This window comes from Paenarthrobacter sp. NPDC089714 (assembly GCF_044748905.1).
Classification (GTDB): Bacteria; Actinomycetota; Actinomycetes; order Actinomycetales; family Micrococcaceae; genus Arthrobacter.
In genome coordinates this window covers 224,257-239,752 of the sequence record NZ_JBIVGX010000004.1, presented here as the reverse complement: position 1 = coordinate 239,752, position 15,496 = coordinate 224,257, and the positions used below count along the sequence as shown (strand labels likewise).

17 protein-coding genes are annotated in these 15,496 nt (G+C 64.5%); 4 read left to right on the top strand and 13 right to left on the bottom strand.

What is annotated here, in order from left to right:
• Positions 1 to 193 precede the first annotated feature (193 nt).
• The 6 genes from ACIPY3_RS09885 to ACIPY3_RS09860 form a co-directional block, all read right to left on the bottom strand.
• Positions 194 to 427 (bottom strand): hypothetical protein, encoded by a 234-nt coding sequence (locus ACIPY3_RS09885; protein ID WP_400333252.1) that lies wholly within the window; start codon positions 425 to 427, stop codon positions 194 to 196.
• A 249-nt stretch (positions 428 to 676) separates the two neighbouring features.
• A complete protein-coding gene (locus ACIPY3_RS09880) occupies positions 677 to 1,426 on the bottom strand; it encodes an SDR family oxidoreductase (protein WP_400333249.1) in 750 nt (249 codons plus the stop codon).
• 72 nt (positions 1,427 to 1,498) lie between these two features.
• On the bottom strand, positions 1,499 to 2,839 hold the full coding sequence (locus ACIPY3_RS09875) for an MFS transporter (protein WP_400333246.1): 1,341 nt from the start codon (positions 2,837 to 2,839) through the stop codon (positions 1,499 to 1,501).
• A 58-nt stretch (positions 2,840 to 2,897) separates the two neighbouring features.
• On the bottom strand, positions 2,898 to 3,911 hold the full coding sequence (locus tag ACIPY3_RS09870; RefSeq protein ID WP_400333244.1) for a biotin-dependent carboxyltransferase family protein: 1,014 nt from the start codon (positions 3,909 to 3,911) through the stop codon (positions 2,898 to 2,900).
• On the bottom strand, positions 3,908 to 4,645 hold the full coding sequence (locus ACIPY3_RS09865) for an allophanate hydrolase subunit 1 (RefSeq protein ID WP_400333238.1): 738 nt from the start codon (positions 4,643 to 4,645) through the stop codon (positions 3,908 to 3,910). Before ACIPY3_RS09865 ends, ACIPY3_RS09870 begins: the two co-directional genes overlap by 4 nt.
• Before the next feature lies 1 nt (position 4,646).
• On the bottom strand, positions 4,647 to 5,435 hold the full coding sequence (locus ACIPY3_RS09860) for a LamB/YcsF family protein (RefSeq protein ID WP_400333233.1): 789 nt from the start codon (positions 5,433 to 5,435) through the stop codon (positions 4,647 to 4,649).
• 330 nt (positions 5,436 to 5,765) lie between these two features.
• On the opposite strand from ACIPY3_RS09860, the gene ACIPY3_RS09855 reads away from it, so the two are divergent.
• Together ACIPY3_RS09855 and ACIPY3_RS09850 are read left to right on the top strand one after the other, a co-directional pair.
• Positions 5,766 to 6,710, top strand: a complete 945-nt coding sequence (locus ACIPY3_RS09855; RefSeq protein ID WP_400333231.1) for a LysR substrate-binding domain-containing protein — start codon at positions 5,766 to 5,768, stop codon at positions 6,708 to 6,710.
• 124 nt (positions 6,711 to 6,834) lie between these two features.
• Complete coding sequence (locus ACIPY3_RS09850; RefSeq protein ID WP_397324515.1) at positions 6,835 to 7,056, top strand: hypothetical protein; 222 nt, start codon at positions 6,835 to 6,837, stop codon at positions 7,054 to 7,056.
• 360 nt (positions 7,057 to 7,416) lie between these two features.
• On the opposite strand, the gene ACIPY3_RS09845 is transcribed toward ACIPY3_RS09850, so the two are convergent.
• Both ACIPY3_RS09845 and ACIPY3_RS09840 read right to left on the bottom strand, forming a co-directional pair.
• Complete coding sequence (locus tag ACIPY3_RS09845; RefSeq protein WP_400333228.1) at positions 7,417 to 8,091, bottom strand: 4-carboxy-4-hydroxy-2-oxoadipate aldolase/oxaloacetate decarboxylase; 675 nt, start codon at positions 8,089 to 8,091, stop codon at positions 7,417 to 7,419.
• 13 nt (positions 8,092 to 8,104) lie between these two features.
• Positions 8,105 to 9,313, bottom strand: coding sequence for an aspartate transaminase (locus ACIPY3_RS09840; protein WP_400333225.1), 1,209 nt, complete (start codon positions 9,311 to 9,313; stop codon positions 8,105 to 8,107).
• 298 nt (positions 9,314 to 9,611) lie between these two features.
• Between ACIPY3_RS09840 and ACIPY3_RS09835 the strand changes: the two genes are divergently transcribed.
• Together ACIPY3_RS09835 and ACIPY3_RS09830 are read left to right on the top strand one after the other, a co-directional pair.
• Positions 9,612 to 10,211, top strand: coding sequence for a hypothetical protein (locus ACIPY3_RS09835; protein ID WP_400333222.1), 600 nt, complete (start codon positions 9,612 to 9,614; stop codon positions 10,209 to 10,211).
• Positions 10,212 to 10,354: 143 nt separating this feature from the next.
• Positions 10,355 to 10,711, top strand: coding sequence for a nuclear transport factor 2 family protein (locus ACIPY3_RS09830; protein WP_400333219.1), 357 nt, complete (start codon positions 10,355 to 10,357; stop codon positions 10,709 to 10,711).
• Here ACIPY3_RS09830 and ACIPY3_RS09825 read toward each other — a convergent pair whose 3' ends face one another.
• The 5 genes from ACIPY3_RS09825 to hpaE all read right to left on the bottom strand — a co-directional run bounded on the left by ACIPY3_RS09825 (position 10,712) and on the right by hpaE (position 15,490).
• A complete protein-coding gene (locus ACIPY3_RS09825) occupies positions 10,712 to 11,146 on the bottom strand; it encodes a hypothetical protein (RefSeq protein ID WP_400333216.1) in 435 nt (144 codons plus the stop codon). It lies immediately after the preceding gene.
• Positions 11,147 to 11,191: 45 nt separating this feature from the next.
• Positions 11,192 to 11,995, bottom strand: coding sequence for an HpcH/HpaI aldolase/citrate lyase family protein (locus ACIPY3_RS09820; protein WP_400333214.1), 804 nt, complete (start codon positions 11,993 to 11,995; stop codon positions 11,192 to 11,194).
• The gene (hpaH, locus tag ACIPY3_RS09815; protein WP_400333211.1) at positions 11,980 to 12,765 is read right to left on the bottom strand and encodes a 2-oxo-hept-4-ene-1,7-dioate hydratase; all 786 of its coding nucleotides are present in this window, start codon (positions 12,763 to 12,765) and stop codon (positions 11,980 to 11,982) included. Before hpaH ends, ACIPY3_RS09820 begins: the two co-directional genes overlap by 16 nt.
• Before the next feature lie 4 nt (positions 12,766 to 12,769).
• Positions 12,770 to 13,861, bottom strand: a complete 1,092-nt coding sequence (hpaD, locus tag ACIPY3_RS09810) for a 3,4-dihydroxyphenylacetate 2,3-dioxygenase (protein WP_400333208.1) — start codon at positions 13,859 to 13,861, stop codon at positions 12,770 to 12,772.
• Between the two features lie 117 nt (positions 13,862 to 13,978).
• Positions 13,979 to 15,490: a 5-carboxymethyl-2-hydroxymuconate semialdehyde dehydrogenase gene (gene hpaE, locus ACIPY3_RS09805; RefSeq protein WP_400333205.1), complete on the bottom strand. Its 1,512-nt coding sequence runs from the start codon at positions 15,488 to 15,490 to the stop codon at positions 13,979 to 13,981.
• Positions 15,491 to 15,496 lie beyond the last annotated feature (6 nt).

Here is a 15,496-nt window from a genome sequence, read left to right as displayed (position 1 = left end):
CCGGGGCGCGTACCCGCCGTCGAACGCTTTCGCCGAGCGGCATGGCCACCGGGGCGCGTACCCGCCGTCGAACGCTTTCGCCGAGCGGCATGGCCACCGGGGCGCGTACCCGCCGTCGAACGCTTTCGCCGAGCGGCATGGCCACAGGGGCGCGTGATTGCCGGACGTAGGAACAATCCCCCGGTACGCGCGCCTACTGCAGGTACCGGAACACGGTCCAAGCCTGGGCATTCAGGCAGCAATCGGAGAGGTGCCGCGCGCTGAAGGTTGCTTTGCGGGTGTTTCCTGCGGAGCGGAAGATTGCCTTGCCTCCGCAGGCGAGGCACACGAATTGCTGCCGGCGGGGTTCCTGCCGGTTGTTATCCAAGTTGTCGAAATCCTCTGCGTCCCAGTCTTTGCGGTCAGCGAGGCACAGTGCCCTTCTCATGCTGTGACTTTCATTCAGCGCGGATGCGAGTTGACCCCGGGATGCGCGTCAAACCCGGACTGCGGGTTGGCTTCGGGGTGCTCAAGCGGGTAGTAATACGGGTGCTGGCGGCCGCGTGGGACGCGGCCGCCAGCTTGTGCTTTCCGGTGACGGGAGTGTGTGCCACCGGAACCTGTGGGAGCGCTGCACTGGAAAGTGACAGCGCCGGAAAGGGTTCAGCGCCGGAACGGGTTCAGCGCCGGGGAGGGGTTAGCGCCGGTCGAAGGTGAGTCCGCCGGGGACCTGGAAGGTGGGCATGAGTTCGAGCATGCCCACGTTCACGTGGCGCGGGGTTTCGATCGCGTAGTCCAGGGCGTTGACGATGTCGTCGGTGGTAAGGGATTCGTAGCCCTCGTAGTACGTCTTCCACGCCTCTTCCATGGCCTCCGGGGAGCCGCCCATGTTCCGGCCGAAGATCTCCGTCTCCACCCGGCCCGGGCAGATCTCGGTGACACGGATGCGCTTGCCCACGGTGTCGTTGCGCAACTGGCGGGAGATCTGGTGCACCGCGGCCTTGGTGGCGTGGTAGACCGTGTGGCCGTAGAAGTTGTACAGCCCGGCGATGGAGCTGATGTTCACCACGTGGCCCAGGTCCCGTTCCACCATGCCCGGCAGGACCAGGCGGGTGAGCTGGAGCAGCCCGCGCAGGTTCACGTCCACCAGTTCGTCAATGTCCTGTTCAGAGGAATCCAGGATGTTCCCGGGACGGGACACCCCGGCGCAGTTGACCAGCACGTCCACTTTGAGGTCCCCGACGGCGGCGGCCAGCGCGGCGGTGTCGGTCAGGTCCACCACGTGCGGGACAGCACCGGTGCGCTCGGCCAGTTCGGCCAGGCGTTCCTCGTTCCGGGCCACCGCGTGGACCGTGAGGCCGCGCTTGGCCAGGCGCTCAGCGATCGCGGCGCCCATACCGGTGGACGCACCCGTGACCAGGGCGGTGGTGTAATCGGAAAAAGACATGGGATCCTCCAAAAAGGTGGGAAAAGGGGCGGGCACCATCGCTCAGCGACAGCACCCGCCGGTTGTAGATACTTAGGCGTCGCGCAGTGGTTCGTGCGCGCGATCCTTGACGGTGCTGACCGCAATGAGCGTGCCCAAGGCGGTGACCACTGCATAGAAGGCCGGCATGTAGATGTTGTTGGTGCTGCTGATCAGCCAGGTCATGAGCAGCGGTGCGGTACCACCGAACAGGGCCGAGGAGATGTTGTAGCCCACGCCGTAGGCGGAGTAGCGGACGCGGGTGGGGAAAAGTTCTACGAGCAGGATGTGGATCACAGCGGTGTGGCCGGCAAAGATGACCGCCATGATGCAGGCACCAAGGATGGCGAGGCCCATCTGGCCGGTGGCGATCAGCGCGTAGGACGGGATGCCAAGGACAGCCATGGCGATGGCCGAACCGGCAATGACTTTCTTGCGTCCCAAGCGGTCGGAAAGGGCGCCCATGAACGGGATGGCAATGCAGATCACCACGAGGCTGCAGGCGGTTACCAGCAGGGCTTCGCCGATGGTGAAGTTGAGTTGCTTGCCCTTGAGGAACGTGGGCATGTAGGAGAAGAGAACGTAGTAGCCGGAGCCGTTCATCAGCGGAATGAAGAGTGCCAGGAGCATGGCGCGGCGGTGGACCGGGCTGGCCAGGGCTTCCTTGAGCGGGTTCTTCGACAGGCCGCCCTCTTCCTTGAGCTTTTCGAAGTTGGGGGTGTCGCTGATGGCCTTGCGGATGTACCAGCCGATGATGCCCATGGGGATGGCGACCAGGAACGGGATGCGCCATGCGAAGGAACCGAAGCCGCCGCCGTCGATCGCTGCCTGGGTGAGCCACGGGGACATGGCGTAGGCAACCAAGGTACCGGTGAGCAGTGCCGCGAAGGACGCGATCTGGGCGTAGGAGGTGATGATGCCGCGCTTGCCCTCGGGGGCGTGCTCAGCAAGAAAGGTCATGGCGCCGGCGGCTTCGCCGCCCACGGAGAAGCCCTGAACGAGGCGCAGGAGGACCAGCAGGATAGGGGCAGCAATGCCGATGGCCGCATAGGGCGGAAGCAGGCCGATGCCGGCGGTGGCGATGCTGATGAGCATGATCACGAAGACCAGTAGCTTCTGCCTGCCGATCCGGTCGCCGAGGTAGCCGCACACAATGGCGCCGAGCGGACGGACGAAGAAGGAGACCGCGTAGCCCGCGAACACAAAGAGCAGGGCGTTGTCCGGGTTTCCGGGGGCCAGGAACACGAGTGCCAGCGTTCCCGCCATGAAGGCGAAAATGCCGTTGTCGTACAGTTCCACGAAGATGCCAACACAACCTGCGGTGACAACCTTGCGGGTTTGGCGGCCTGTGAGCCGCTCATGCTGCTCCGGCGCAGCATTTGCTGGTGCGGTCATGACTTTTCCTTACTGGGGATGAACGTAGCAACGCCTACGGGTTACGAGGACAGGTTCTTCAGCTGCATGCCGCAACCGGCAAGTCCTGCCATTGGGGCCGGCATCCAATGCCGAGGAGTCCAAAAACGGTGGTGACGGATTCGCGGAGGATTTCAAGCTGGGAACGCGAGCGTCGATGGGCGGCAGTTGCTTCTGCCACCGAAGTCTTGCGGAACCGGACCTTGTCCCCCGGCCGCGCCTGGGCCAGGACATCCAGTCCGTTGCTGGTGACCACTGCAAGGACGGGATACCCGGCGGTGACGCCGCGTCCGCGGTGCAGGACCAGCAATTCTTCCCTTGAGGGAACCTCGACGGCGCCCACTGGCACACCTCGGGAAAGCACCTCGCCGCTTGAGGTTCTTTCCGGCAGTTCACCGCCAAGACGCAGGCCGATGTGGTTGCTGCGGCCGCTGACGGTGTACTCGGAGGTGAAGAGCAACTCACCGGACTCACCGAATTCGGTCACGTCCGGCCCGTCGGTTACGTCGACGAACAGGTTCGGTCCCATGCTGGGCCGCTCAAGATTCAACCGGAAGAGCGGGAGGTCGAAGTAGGGTTGCCGCACCGGACCGACCGTGCGCCTGGTGGCAAGGGTGGTTCCTTCTTTGAGCTGCAGGCCGAAGCCCACCACGGTGTCCGGAGCGACGCTGTCCAGCAGTGTCTCCGCTTCCACCGAACCGTGAATTGCCAGGTAGGCGCGGAGGCCGCTGTGAATGCCACGGATGGAAACCGACTCACCGGCACGGACCGAAACCGGCTCCCACTGGCTGCACGGGCGCCCACCGACAGTGAGCGTCAAGGGTGCACCGGTGACCGCGATCAGGATGTCTACGGTGGTGGTCATCCGGAAATCGAGGGCAGTGATCTCCACGAGGGGTTCGTTGTCCAGGTTGCCGGCAAGGATGTTGGCCGCACGAGCGGAGTATTGATCAAGTGCACCGTTCACGGGCAGCCCGAACCGTGGTCCCCGGAAGCGGCCCAGGTCTGTAACTACTGAATTGCCGGGCTGCTGGATGCGGATTTCGCCGATCATGGCCGTGCCTCCGCTTCCCGGGGTGCCAGTTCGTTGCCGGCCAGCGCGTCAAAGTCCTCCGCGGCGATCTGGCGGAACCGGAGGATATCGCCCGGCTTGTACGGGACCAGCGGTTCGCGGCGGATGTTGAGCACGGTCAAGGGAGTCTGGCCGATGACGCACCAGCCACCTGGTGCCACTGCCGGGGCAATGACGGCTTGGCGACCGGCAACCGAGACAGCGCCGGCTGGAACGCTGAGGCGCGGATCCTTCAGGCGGGGCACGGGCTTGGGGAATGCCGGCCCGTCCATCATGGGGGAACCGGCGGGTGCTCCCAGGCAACGGATGGTGTACGTCTTTTCGGTGTGGAGGCGGATGACGTCCTCGGTTGAGATGCCTTGGTAGTCGGCAACTTTCTCCAGGTCCGGGCCAAATTCGCCGCCGTAGATCACGGGAACGTCGAACTCACGGGGAGACGCCGGAGAACCTGCGGATCTGCCGAGTTGGCCCAGTCCAAGCTTGACGAAGGCGCGCATCTGGCCGGCGGACACCATCACGGGATCGAACTCAACCAGCACGGAGTCGTAGGTGGGAACCGCAGCATGAAGGCCCTCGGCACCGCAGTCCTCCAGCCAGTCAGCCAAGCGGTGGACCGTCATCCAGTTGTCTTCGCTGGCTGCCGAGATCGCTACCACCCGGAGCGCGGAATCACCCGATTCGTAGATCTCGGTGGGAGCCACTGTCAGGACGGACATGTCAAGCCGCCTTCCTCTTGGCATCCATGACCTCAGCCAGCGGAGCAATGCGCACGCCGGCTGCGATCAGCTCGGAGCGGATCAAGCGGGCGAGGTCCACGGCGCCGGGGTTGTCGCCGTGCAGGAGGACCGTGTCCACGTCGATGTCCATGTCTACGCCGTTGGCGCAGCGGAGCTTCCCTTCGACGACCATGCGGAGGGTCCGCTCCACGATTTCTGCGGGGTCGTGGAGGACGGCGCCGGGCTGGCTGCGGGGAACCAGCGTGCCGTCTTCCTGGTAGGCGCGGTCCACAATGCCGACGATCGCGACATCCAGCCCTGCTTCACGGGAGGCTTTGGCGAGTTCACCTTCCTGCGCCACGACGATGAGTTCGTTGTCCACGCGGGCAGCTGCGTCAGCGACGGCCTTTGCGTAGTCGGCGCGGACGGCAACCAGGTTGCCCAAGCGTCCGTGGGGCGCAAGGTGGGTCACCTTGGTGCCGTGGAAGGCCGCGAAACCATTCAGGGCGCCCATTTGGTACAAGACATCGTTCTGGACTTCGCCCGCAGAAAGGCCCATGTCCCTGCGACCGAAGCCGCGGAGGTCGGGAAAGCTCGGGTGTGCTCCGATGCCAACTCCGCGCCGCACGCACTCGGCCACAGTTGCTGCCATGATGTCCGGATCGCCGGCGTGGAACCCGCATGCGATATTGGCGCTTGAGACGATCTCCAGGAGTTCCGAGTCGTCGCCAATGGTGTAGGCGCCGAATCCTTCTCCGAGATCCGCAACAAGATCAATCATCCGGTTCACGTGGTTCTCTTTCCGTGGTTCTGCAAATATGGTCCGGACAATAAACAGCCTTCAGAAAGGCAAAGGATAATTTCCGGAGAATGGCAATCGCTGCTGGAATTCCCAAACGTTGCCGCAAGTTCTTTCCAAAAGTCTCGCACTGGTCAACCACGTTGCACAAAGACCTAATAGCTATCCCGTGATAGCTCTCCGTTATGACGTGCACCACCGTGGGCTGTGTCCGCGGTCCCACCAACCACGCGCTGGCAGTGCCGCTATATTTGATCATCGGGACTTGCCACCCTGGGACTCCCCCACCCGGCACTCGTGACTCCCAAGGAAGGTAGATCCATGGACACGCGGAAGCTTTCATACTTCGTCCAAATCGTCGATTCAGGGAGCATCACCAAGGCCGCTGCGGCCCTGCACGTGGCGCAGCCGGCGCTGAGCCAACAGGTCTCCGCGCTGGAAACGGACCTCAAGCAACGCCTGCTGATCCGCAGCAAGCAAGGGGTGGAACCCACGGCCGCGGGCCACACGCTGTACCGCCACGCCCAGTCCATCCTTCGCCTGGTTGAGCAGGCCAGGCAGGACGTTGCAACATCGGGCGCAGCACCGTCCGGGCGCGTCTCCATCGCGATCGCCCCGTACAGCATGGCTTCCAGCCTGACGCCCCAGATCATCAGCGAAGTGGGGCGGCGCTACCCGGACATCGTGGTCCACCTGACCGAGATCTTCGGTGGCGTCCTCAGCGAGGCCATCAAGAATGGCCGCCTGGACATGGCACTCATCTACGAGCCCGGGAAGATCCGGGGCGTGCAGTTCACCACCATGATCGTGGAGGACCTCCACCTGGTGGTCCACCCTGACGTGGACCTGACCCATGGCAAGAGCACCATTACCCTCAAGGAAGCCAGCTCGGTGGGGCTCTTCCTGCCAGAAAAGAACCACACCTTGCGCCAGATCATCGAGAAGGGCATGGCAGACCAGGGCCTCGAGCTCCGGCTGGTGGGCGAAGTGGAGTCCGTCCCCTCGCTCACGCGCCTCATCAGGGCAAACCTGGGTGGAACCGTGGTCCCCAAATCGGCGGCCGATGCCCTGTTCCCGGACCAGGACTTCAAGGTGCTGCGGATCGTCGAACCCGGGCTGCAAAGCAAGATTGCCCTCTGCACCCCGGACCATGAGCCGCTCTCCGAGGCTGCCTCGGCCGTGCTCCTGGTGGTCAAGGAGATGCTGCACCAACAGTTGATCTCGAAGTACGGAACGGACCCCGTGCAGCTGCCCGCGCATCCATAACAAAGTCTTATCCGGACAGACAGCTTTGGTCTTATTCAAAACCGTGTGAGTTACCTAATATCGAATTAACAAGAAATTCGAAATACAGCTCACGGAATCGCGGGCCTGTTCAAAGGATAGAACGGTGAAAAAGATCAACTCGACCGGGTGGGTTTCCAATCCAACCCGCGGAACGATCAGCGCACGTACCGGATTTCACTGCCCTCGGAATGGTTTCTGGCGTCCCATCGGCGGAGTCGGCGAACCCTTGTTCGTCTTCGAAGGCAGCCTGATGCCGGCACACGCCGGAAACAGCATCGAATGGCACCTCGTGGACACCCGCCCCGGACACGCGGGCCTCGACTAGACTCCCACGCCCCCGGCGGGCGGCCTGCCAAACCCAGCCAGCCGCCGTCGTACGGCACCGCCAAACCCGGCCAGCCGCCGTCGTACGGCACCGCCGAACCCGGCCAGCCGCCGTCGTACGTCAATCCAATCACCGCCGCACCGCACCCAAGGCGCCCTGCCGGACCCACAGTCCAGGCAAGGCGCCTTACTTGTGCGGCGCCTACTTGTGCCCGGCGCTGGGCACCGGATTGCGCCCTGCCACGCGGCACCGCCACGCCGCCCACGAACCGCGCCGGCCGCGCAGCCAGCAGCCAGCAGCCTGCACAAGCCAACGCCAAAAGGGCCGGTCACCGTGGTGACCGGCCCTGTGGCGTGGGATCTAGTCCTCGACCAGCAGGCCCTTCTGCTTGAGCTTCTCGGTCAGGCCGCAGAGCTCGATGGTGTTGCCACCGTCGTGGTAGAGCTTGATGAGCTCGCGCTCGTGGTCGTCGCGGGCCTGGGAGAGTGCGATGACTTCCTCGGCCTCTTCGCGACGGACAACCACTACACCGTCCGCGTCGCCGCGGAGGATGTCGCCCGGGTAGATGATTTCGTCGCCGAAGACGATCGGGTGGTTGATCGGGCCGAGGGTTTCCTTGACGGTGCCCTTGATGGACACGCTGCCGGAGAACACGGGCAGGCCCAGTTCGATCAGGTCCTGGGTGTCGCGGACACCGGAATCCGTGACCATCGCGGCGATGCCCTTGGCTTTCATGGCGTTGCCCAGGACGTCGCCGAACGTGCCGGCCTCGGCCATTTCCTGCGCGCCGACCAGGACGACGTCGCCGGCCTGGGCGTAGTGGATGGCCACCTGGAGCATGAGGTTGTCCTGGGGAGCGCAGGCGACGGTGACGGCCGGGCCACAGAAGGACATGGAGCGGTCGATCGGCTTGATCTTGGAGCTCAGTGCACCGCGGCGGCCTTGGGCCTCGTGGATCGTCGCTGACGAAAAGGCAGCGAGGCGGGCGACGACATCGGCGTCGGGGCGCTCGAACTTGGTCTTGACGTGGATCATTTCCTGAATCTTTCTAGTTGAGGGCGTTGACGGCGTCGCGGATGGAGTCCACGCCGGCGTTGATGGTCTCCAGCGAGGTGGCGAAGGAGATCCGGAAGTACGGGCCCAGGCCGTAGGCCGAGCCTTGGATGACGGCCACGCGGGCAGCGTCCAACAGGTAGAGCGTGAAGTCCTGGTCGTTGCCGATAACACGGCCGTCGGGCGCGGTCTTGCCGATCACGCCGGAGCAGTTCACGTAGGCGTAGAACGCGCCTTCCGCCGGCGCAACGGACAAGCCGTTGATGGCGTTCAAACCCTCGACGGCGGCATCGCGGCGCTTGCGGTAAACCTCCACACTGTCGCGAACGAAGGACTGGTCACCGTTGAGCGCGGCGGCTGCGGCCGCCTGGCTGATCGACGACGGGCAAGAAGACGTTTGCGACTGCAGCTTGTTCATCGCTGCGATCAGCGGAGCCGGCCCCACGCCGTAGCCCAGGCGCCAGCCCGTCATGGCATACGCCTTGGACACGCCGTTGACCAGCAGGATGCGGTCCTTCAGCGCCGGGGCTGCCGTGACCAAACTGGTGACGCGGCCTTCGCCGAAATACACCTCGTCGTAGATCTCGTCGGTGAGGACGAAGACGTGCGGGTTTGCTTCGAGGACGGCGCCGAGGGCCTGGAGTTCCTCACGGGAGTAGACGGCACCGGTGGGGTTGGATGGTGCGTTGAGGATGAGCCACTTGGTCTTGGGGGTGATGGCTTCCTTGAGTGCGGCCGGGGTGAGCTTGAAGCCGGTTTCCTCGCCGCACGGAACGATCACGGGAGTGCCGTCGTTGGCCAGGACCATGTCCGGGTAGGACACCCAGAACGGGGCGGGGACAATGACTTCGTCGCCCTCGTTGAGGGACGCCATGAGCGCCACGTAAAGGACCTGCTTGGCGCCGCCGCCGATGGTCAGCTGATTGCCTTCGTAGCTGTGACCGGTGTCCCGCTGGATCTTGTTCAGGATGGCTTCCTGCAGTTCAGGAGTGCCTGTCACCGAGGTGTACTTGGTCTCGCCTGCGTTGATTGCCTCGATCGCGGCGGCCTTGATGTGGTCCGGGGTGTCGAAGTCCGGCTCGCCGACGGTCAGGTCGATGATCGGGATGCCTTCAGCTTTCAATTCGCGGACGCGGGCGGCCGCGGCGACGCTGGCTGAGGCCTTGATGCGGGTGACCCTCGACGCCGGCAGGAACTCGGACATGTCTCCTCCAGGAATGTGGAACTCGGGACGCGCGGATTCGCGGATCCCTTTGTTCGAGACTAAGTACGTCCGGGGTGCCGTGGATAAGACCTAATGTGCGTGGATTCATAAGGGGGCCTTATGACGTGGGTCTCTTTATGGGTTAACCGAGCCTGAAAGCGCATGATGAGGCGCATAGGGGCCCGCATCCATGCACTTTGCTTATGGGTTCACGCGGTATTGGTATTTCCACGGGCGGGTGAACGGTGCCTAGATTCGAGGGGTCAGCAGTGTCCGAATCCTCTGTGAAAGGGAGCCCATGCCAGCGCGAACCCGGCCATCCCAGCACCCGGCTGCGGCATCACCCACGATCCAGACGGGTTCGGCACGGTCCGGTGAGCCGCACCAGGTCCAGGGGCGTTCGGCCGCGGGGCGTTACACCTACCGCGCCAACTCCAAGGTGCGGCCCGTTTCAACGCCCGACGCCGAGCACGCCAAACTCACGCACGCGCTGGGCGTCCATCGGCAGCTCCTCTCACACGCCGCCAGTTCCATCAGGACGCTGACTGCGGCCAGGAACGACCTGATCGCGCAGGCTGTGGAGGACGGACTGTCGCTGGCCACCGTCGCAGCAGTCACCGGGGAGAACCTCCGCACCGTCCGAACCATCGCTTTGGCTTATGACGATCTGCACGTGAGCGGCCTCCCCCGCCAGGCCCAACTGGATGCGCTCAAGGCCAAGAGCCAGGAGTTGCAGGCGGCCGAACACCATCGGGGGCAGATCACCGAGCGCCGGGAAGCACTGATCGTCCTGGCTTTGCGCAACCAGGTGTGCGACGACCTTGAACTCGCTTCGCTGACCGGCCTGACGCCGGACCACATCCGCCGCTCCACCCGTGGCATCGCCCGCGCTACTTAAGGGCGGGCTGCGCACTCCCCCACACACTGCAGGCACCGCACAAGGCGGGAAGGCAGCGGAAGCCGGCGGACCGCCGTCGTACGTCCGCGCGGCCAGTAGGACGGACCGTTGTCTCCCGGCGGTCGCGCCGGTAGAACAGAGTGATGAGCGACGTGAATTCGTGGATGGACCTGTACCAACGCGCGTGGACCTCGAACGAGCCGGAAGACATCAAGGCTTTGTTTACCGAGGATGCCGTCTACAACACCCGGCCCCAAGACAAGGAGGCCTGGCGCGGGCACGAGGCAATCGTGAACGAGTGGACGGGCGATTCCTCCGATAAACCCGAGGACTGGACCTTCGAGTGGACCCTCCTGGGCCAGGACGGCGACACTGCGTTCGTCCAGGGCCTGACCACCTATCTCAACGGCCAACCCGCCTACGACAACCTGTGGGTCATCCGGTTCGCCGAGGACGGGCGGGCACGCGAGTTCACGGAGTGGTACATGGCCCGGAAATAGCTACCGGGGGCTGACCAGGACGTTGTCGTGGATCTTGGTGAGTCCCTGGAACTCAGGGCGGGAAGTGTCCACGCCGTCGTTGACCAAGGTGGACTCTGAACCGTCGACGCTGGTGACAGTGACAATCCGCTGGGCGACCCCGGCCGCCGCGCAACCGGTCACCCACCGTTCGGGAAGTCCCGCCGGGACCACTGTCAAACACACGGCGCCGGCGGTTTTGCTCCTGCCGGCGTAGTACTTCACATCGTGGTAGGTAGCGAGCAGCCGGGTCGACCCGGGCTCCACCTCGAAATCCACACCGGAAAGACCCACGGAACCCGGCAACGTGTCCTCCGCCGTCGTCTCCCGGTCCAGCACCTTCAATCCGGCCGGCTGCGGCGTGCACGCAACAAGTGCGGCCAACACGGCACACACCAACAACACACGGCTCTTCATAGCTCTGCCCCCTCAGGCTGTAGATCCTTCGAGCCTACCCGAGGGTCAGTAACTGTCCCGCTCGGCCTTCTCCGACGCCGGGATGAACGTCTTCGCGAAACCCTCCGACGCGCGGGCGAGCACGGCGACATCCGCACCAACCAAAACGAAGGAGGCTCCGGCGTCGAGATACGCGCGGGCGGTGTCCGGGTTGAAGGCATTGACGCCGGCGGGCTTGCCTGCCGCTTTCGCGGCTTCCAGGCAATGCTCGACGACGGCCCTCACCAACGGGTTTTCCTGCTGTCCCAGCAGGCCCATGGACGCTGCGAGGTCCGAGGGGCCGAGGAAGATGCCGTCCACGCCGTCGACAGCGAGGATCTCTTCCACGGCGGACGCGGCGGCCTCGGATTCGATCTGGACGGTGAGGCTGATGGTTTCCGATGCCGTGGCGAGATAGTCCGGAACCCTGTTCCAGCGGGAGGCCCGGGCCAGCGCGGAGCCGACCCCGCGAACCCCGTGGGGCGGGTAACGGACGGCGGCGACGGCGGCAGCGGCCTCTTCAGCGCTGTTCACCATCGGGATCAGCAGGTTCTGCACCCCGAGGTCCAGGTACTGCTTGATCACCACGGTGTCGTTGACCGGGGGCCGGACCATGACCTGCAGCGGGTATCCGCTCACTGCATGGAGCTGGGACAGGATCGATTCGAGGCCGTTGGGGCTGTGCTCGGCGTCGATCAGGAGCCAATCCAGGCCAGAACCAGCACAGATTTCAGCCACGAGCGGGCTCCCGGAGCACACCCACATTCCCGTGAGCGGCCGGTCCGCCTCCGCAAGCGCGCTGTAGAAGGTTGGGGTCAGTTGAAGTGGCATGTGACAACTCCCAACGGTCCGTAATCAGCGTGGACGGTATCACCTTTGTACACCCAGAGGGGCCGGGTGAACGAGCCCGCCAGGATGATATCTCCGGCCTTCATCGAGTCCCCGTGGGCGGCGATTTTGTTGGCCAGCCAGTGGACTCCGTTGGCCGGGTGATCCAGCACGCCGGCCGCGACTCCGGTTTCCTCGACGGTCTGGTTTTTGTACAGGATCGCCGAGACCCAGCGCAGGTCCACGGCGTCGGGCTTCACCGGGCGTCCGCCGATCACCATGGCGCCCATCGCCGCGTTGTCCGAGATGGTGTCCACGATGGTCCGGCCCTCCATTTCGATCCTGGAATCCAGGATCTCGAGGGCCGGAACCACGTAATCGGTGGCGTTGAGGACATCGAAAATGGTGCAACCGGGACCCTTGAGCGAGTCCTTGAGGACGAACGCCAACTCCACCTCAACCCGCGGATGGGTGTACTGGTCCCAGTCCACGGAGCAGCCGGTTTCGAAGACCATGTCATCGAAGATCGCACCGTAATCCGGCTCGGTGATGCCCGTGGCTGCCTGCATGGCCTTGGACGTGAGTCCGATCTTCCGCCCCACCAACGTGCGGCCGGCTTCCTCGTTCCGCTGCCGCCAGAGCTGCTGCACGGCGTAGGAGTCCTCCACCGTCATCTCCGGGTAGCGGGCGGTCAGCCGCGGCACCGGTTTGCGGTTCCGGCCCGCTTCCACCAGTTCATCGGCAATGGCTTCGATCGTCTTCGCGTCCAGCATGGTTTTAGACCTGCGCTCCCAGTTTGAATCCTTCGGCGGAGTTGCCCTCGGTGGGTCGGGTGTAGGAGAAGCCGTCGGCGCCCACGGTCACGGCCATTTCGGACTTCTCTTCGCGTTCGATCACCGGTTGGGGGTTGCCGTCGAGGTCCAAGACGAGGGAGGCTTCGGTGTACCAGGACGGGACGACGGGGTTGCCCCACCAGTCGCGGCGCTGGTTGTCGTGCACGTCCCAGGTGATGGTGGGGTTGTCCGGGTCGCCGGTGTAGTAGTCCTGGGTGTAGATCTCGATGCGGTGCCCGTCGGGGTCCAGGATGTAGAGGTAGAACGCGTTGGACACGCCGTGGCGGCCGGGGCCTCGTTCGATCCGGTCGCTGATGCGCAGGGCGCCCATCTTGTCGCAGATCTGGATGATGTTGTGCTTCTCGTGCGTGGCGAACGCGACGTGGTGCATGCGGGGTCCGTTGCCGCCGGTCAGGGCGGTGTCGTGCACGGTCTGCTTGCGGTGCATCCACGCGGCGTAGGTGACGCCGTCGGCGTCCTTGATGTCTTCGGAAACGCGGAAGCCGAGGTCCTCGAGGTACTTCCGGCCGCGGGGGACGTCCGGGGTGACTTGGTTGAAGTGGTCCAGGCGGACCAGTTCACCGGCGGAGTACAGGTCATAGCGCTGGGTGAGGCGCTCGACGTGCTCCACGTCGTAGAAGAACTCGTACGGGAAGCCCAGCGGGTCCTCGACGCGGACGGAGTCGCCCACGCCCTTGGTGAAGCCTTCCTTCCGGCGCTCCACCCGGCACCCGAGTTCGCGATAGTAGGCCTCGGCGGCGTCCACCTCAGCCGGGGACTTCACCCGGTACGCGAACGCGGCGACCGCGGCCACCGGGCCCTTGCGCAGGACCAGGTTGTGGTGGATGAACTCTTCCAGGGAGCGCAGGTAGATCGCGTTCTCGTCTTCCTCGGTCACGTGCAGTCCGAGGACATCGACGTAGAACTCGCGGGACTTGGCCAGGTCAGTGACCACGATGTCCATGTAGGCGCAGCGGACAATGTCCGGGGCCGGGACGGTCGGGGTGGGGATGGGGCCGGTGAAGGGGTTGCTCATGATGGTCTCTCTTCGTTGAAAGCGTTTGTTTGTGGTTACCCAACTGGGTCGCATTTGTGCGCGTTATGACGGCTCAAAACGCGCACTATTGCGACTCAGTTGGGCGAGGGTTGCGTGTTAGGCGCCGAATTTGGGGGTGTGCACAGAGCCGAGGGTGATGTGCACGGCCTGCTGGTCGGTGTAGAAGTCGATGGAGCGGTAGCCGCCCTCATGGCCCAGGCCGGAGGCCTTGACGCCGCCGAACGGGGTGCGCAGGTCGCGGACGTTGTGGCTGTTGAGCCACACCATGCCGGCCTCGACATTCTGGGAGAAGTTGTGGGCCCGGGTCAGGTTCTGGGTCCAGATGTAGGCCGCCAGGCCGTACTTGGTGTTGTTCGCCAAGGCGAGGGCCTCGTCGTCGTTCTCGAACGGGGTGATGGCCACGACGGGACCGAAGATTTCCTCCTGGAAGATCCGCGCGTCAGGTGCGACGTCGGCAAACACCGTGGGTGCGATGTAGTTGCCTTCCGGCAGGTGCTCGGGTCGGCCGCCGCCGGCAAGGAGGCGGCCTTCGGACTTGCCGATCTCCACGTACGATGCCACTTTGGCGTAGTGCTCGGGGTGGACCAGTGCACCCACCTGGGTCTTGGGATCGTGCGGGTCACCGACCACGATGTTCTTGGCCCGGGCGGCGTACTTTTCGCAGAACTCCGCGTAGACGGCCCGCTCAACCAGGATCCGGGACCCGGCGGTGCAGCGTTCGCCGTTGAGCGAGAACACCCCGAACAGGGCCGAGTCGATCGCGGCATCCAGGTCAGCATCGGCGAAGACCACGCACGGAGACTTGCCGCCGAGCTCCATGGACAGGCCCTTGAGGTTGGCAGCAGCGTTTCGGAAGATCGTCTGGCCGGTGGTGGTTTCGCCGGTGAAGGAGATCAGCGGGACCTCGGGGTGCTTCACCAGCGCGTCGCCGGCTTCTTCGCCCAGGCCGTTGACCAGGTTGAACACGCCATCGGGCAGGCCGGCGTCCTTGAAGATCGTGGCCCAGAGCGATGCAGACAGCGGGGTGAACTCGGCCGGCTTCAGGACCACGGTGTTACCTGTGGCCAAGGCCGGGGCGAGCTTCCAGGACTCGAGCATGAACGGGGTGTTCCACGGCGTGATCAGGCCGGCGACGCCGATCGGCTTGCGGTTGACGTAGTTGATCTGCGACCCCGGGACCTTCATGGCATCGTCGAACTGCGCCACGATCAGGTCTGCGAAGAACCGGAAGTTCTCCGCAGCACGCAGTGCCTGGCCCTTGGCCTGGGTGATCGGCAGGCCGGTATCGAACGTCTCCAGCTCGGCGAGGCGGGCTTCCTGGGCCTCGACGGCGTCGGCGATCTTGTTCAGCACGCGGGCGCGTTCGCGTGGCTTCATCTTCGGCCACGGGCCGTTGACGAACGCTTCGCGGGCGGCGGCGACAGCGAGGTCGATGTCTTCCTTCTGCCCTGCTGCGGCGGTGGCGTAGTTCTGGTTGGACACCGGGTCCAGGGCATCGAAAGTCTTGCCGGAGACCGAATCAACGAACTCGCCGTTGATGAAGTGCTGGATGTGCGTGGGCAGATCCTCGGGAACGTAATGCTTGGTGGTTTCTACGGAGGTCGTCATCGTTGA

What these genes read in the sequence shown, in the direction of transcription:
- ACIPY3_RS09880 (WP_400333249.1), bottom strand. Translation starts at nt 1,426, where the DNA reads ATGTCTTTTTCCGATTACACCACCGCCCTGGTCACGGGTGCGTCCACC.
- ACIPY3_RS09830 (WP_400333219.1), top strand. Translation starts at nt 10,355, where the DNA reads ATGAGCGACGTGAATTCGTGGATGGACCTGTACCAACGCGCGTGGACC.
- ACIPY3_RS09885 (WP_400333252.1), bottom strand. Translation starts at nt 427, where the DNA reads ATGAGAAGGGCACTGTGCCTCGCTGACCGCAAAGACTGGGACGCAGAG.
- hpaH (WP_400333211.1), bottom strand. Translation starts at nt 12,765, where the DNA reads ATGCTGGACGCGAAGACGATCGAAGCCATTGCCGATGAACTGGTGGAA.
- hpaE (WP_400333205.1), bottom strand. Translation starts at nt 15,490, where the DNA reads ATGACGACCTCCGTAGAAACCACCAAGCATTACGTTCCCGAGGATCTG.
- ACIPY3_RS09835 (WP_400333222.1), top strand. Translation starts at nt 9,612, where the DNA reads ATGCCAGCGCGAACCCGGCCATCCCAGCACCCGGCTGCGGCATCACCC.
- ACIPY3_RS09865 (WP_400333238.1), bottom strand. Translation starts at nt 4,645, where the DNA reads ATGTCCGTCCTGACAGTGGCTCCCACCGAGATCTACGAATCGGGTGAT.
- ACIPY3_RS09820 (WP_400333214.1), bottom strand. Translation starts at nt 11,995, where the DNA reads ATGCCACTTCAACTGACCCCAACCTTCTACAGCGCGCTTGCGGAGGCG.
- ACIPY3_RS09875 (WP_400333246.1), bottom strand. Translation starts at nt 2,839, where the DNA reads ATGACCGCACCAGCAAATGCTGCGCCGGAGCAGCATGAGCGGCTCACA.
- ACIPY3_RS09825 (WP_400333216.1), bottom strand. Translation starts at nt 11,146, where the DNA reads ATGAAGAGCCGTGTGTTGTTGGTGTGTGCCGTGTTGGCCGCACTTGTT.
- ACIPY3_RS09845 (WP_400333228.1), bottom strand. Translation starts at nt 8,091, where the DNA reads ATGATCCACGTCAAGACCAAGTTCGAGCGCCCCGACGCCGATGTCGTC.
- hpaD (WP_400333208.1), bottom strand. Translation starts at nt 13,861, where the DNA reads ATGAGCAACCCCTTCACCGGCCCCATCCCCACCCCGACCGTCCCGGCC.
- ACIPY3_RS09870 (WP_400333244.1), bottom strand. Translation starts at nt 3,911, where the DNA reads ATGATCGGCGAAATCCGCATCCAGCAGCCCGGCAATTCAGTAGTTACA.
- ACIPY3_RS09855 (WP_400333231.1), top strand. Translation starts at nt 5,766, where the DNA reads ATGGACACGCGGAAGCTTTCATACTTCGTCCAAATCGTCGATTCAGGG.
- ACIPY3_RS09840 (WP_400333225.1), bottom strand. Translation starts at nt 9,313, where the DNA reads ATGTCCGAGTTCCTGCCGGCGTCGAGGGTCACCCGCATCAAGGCCTCA.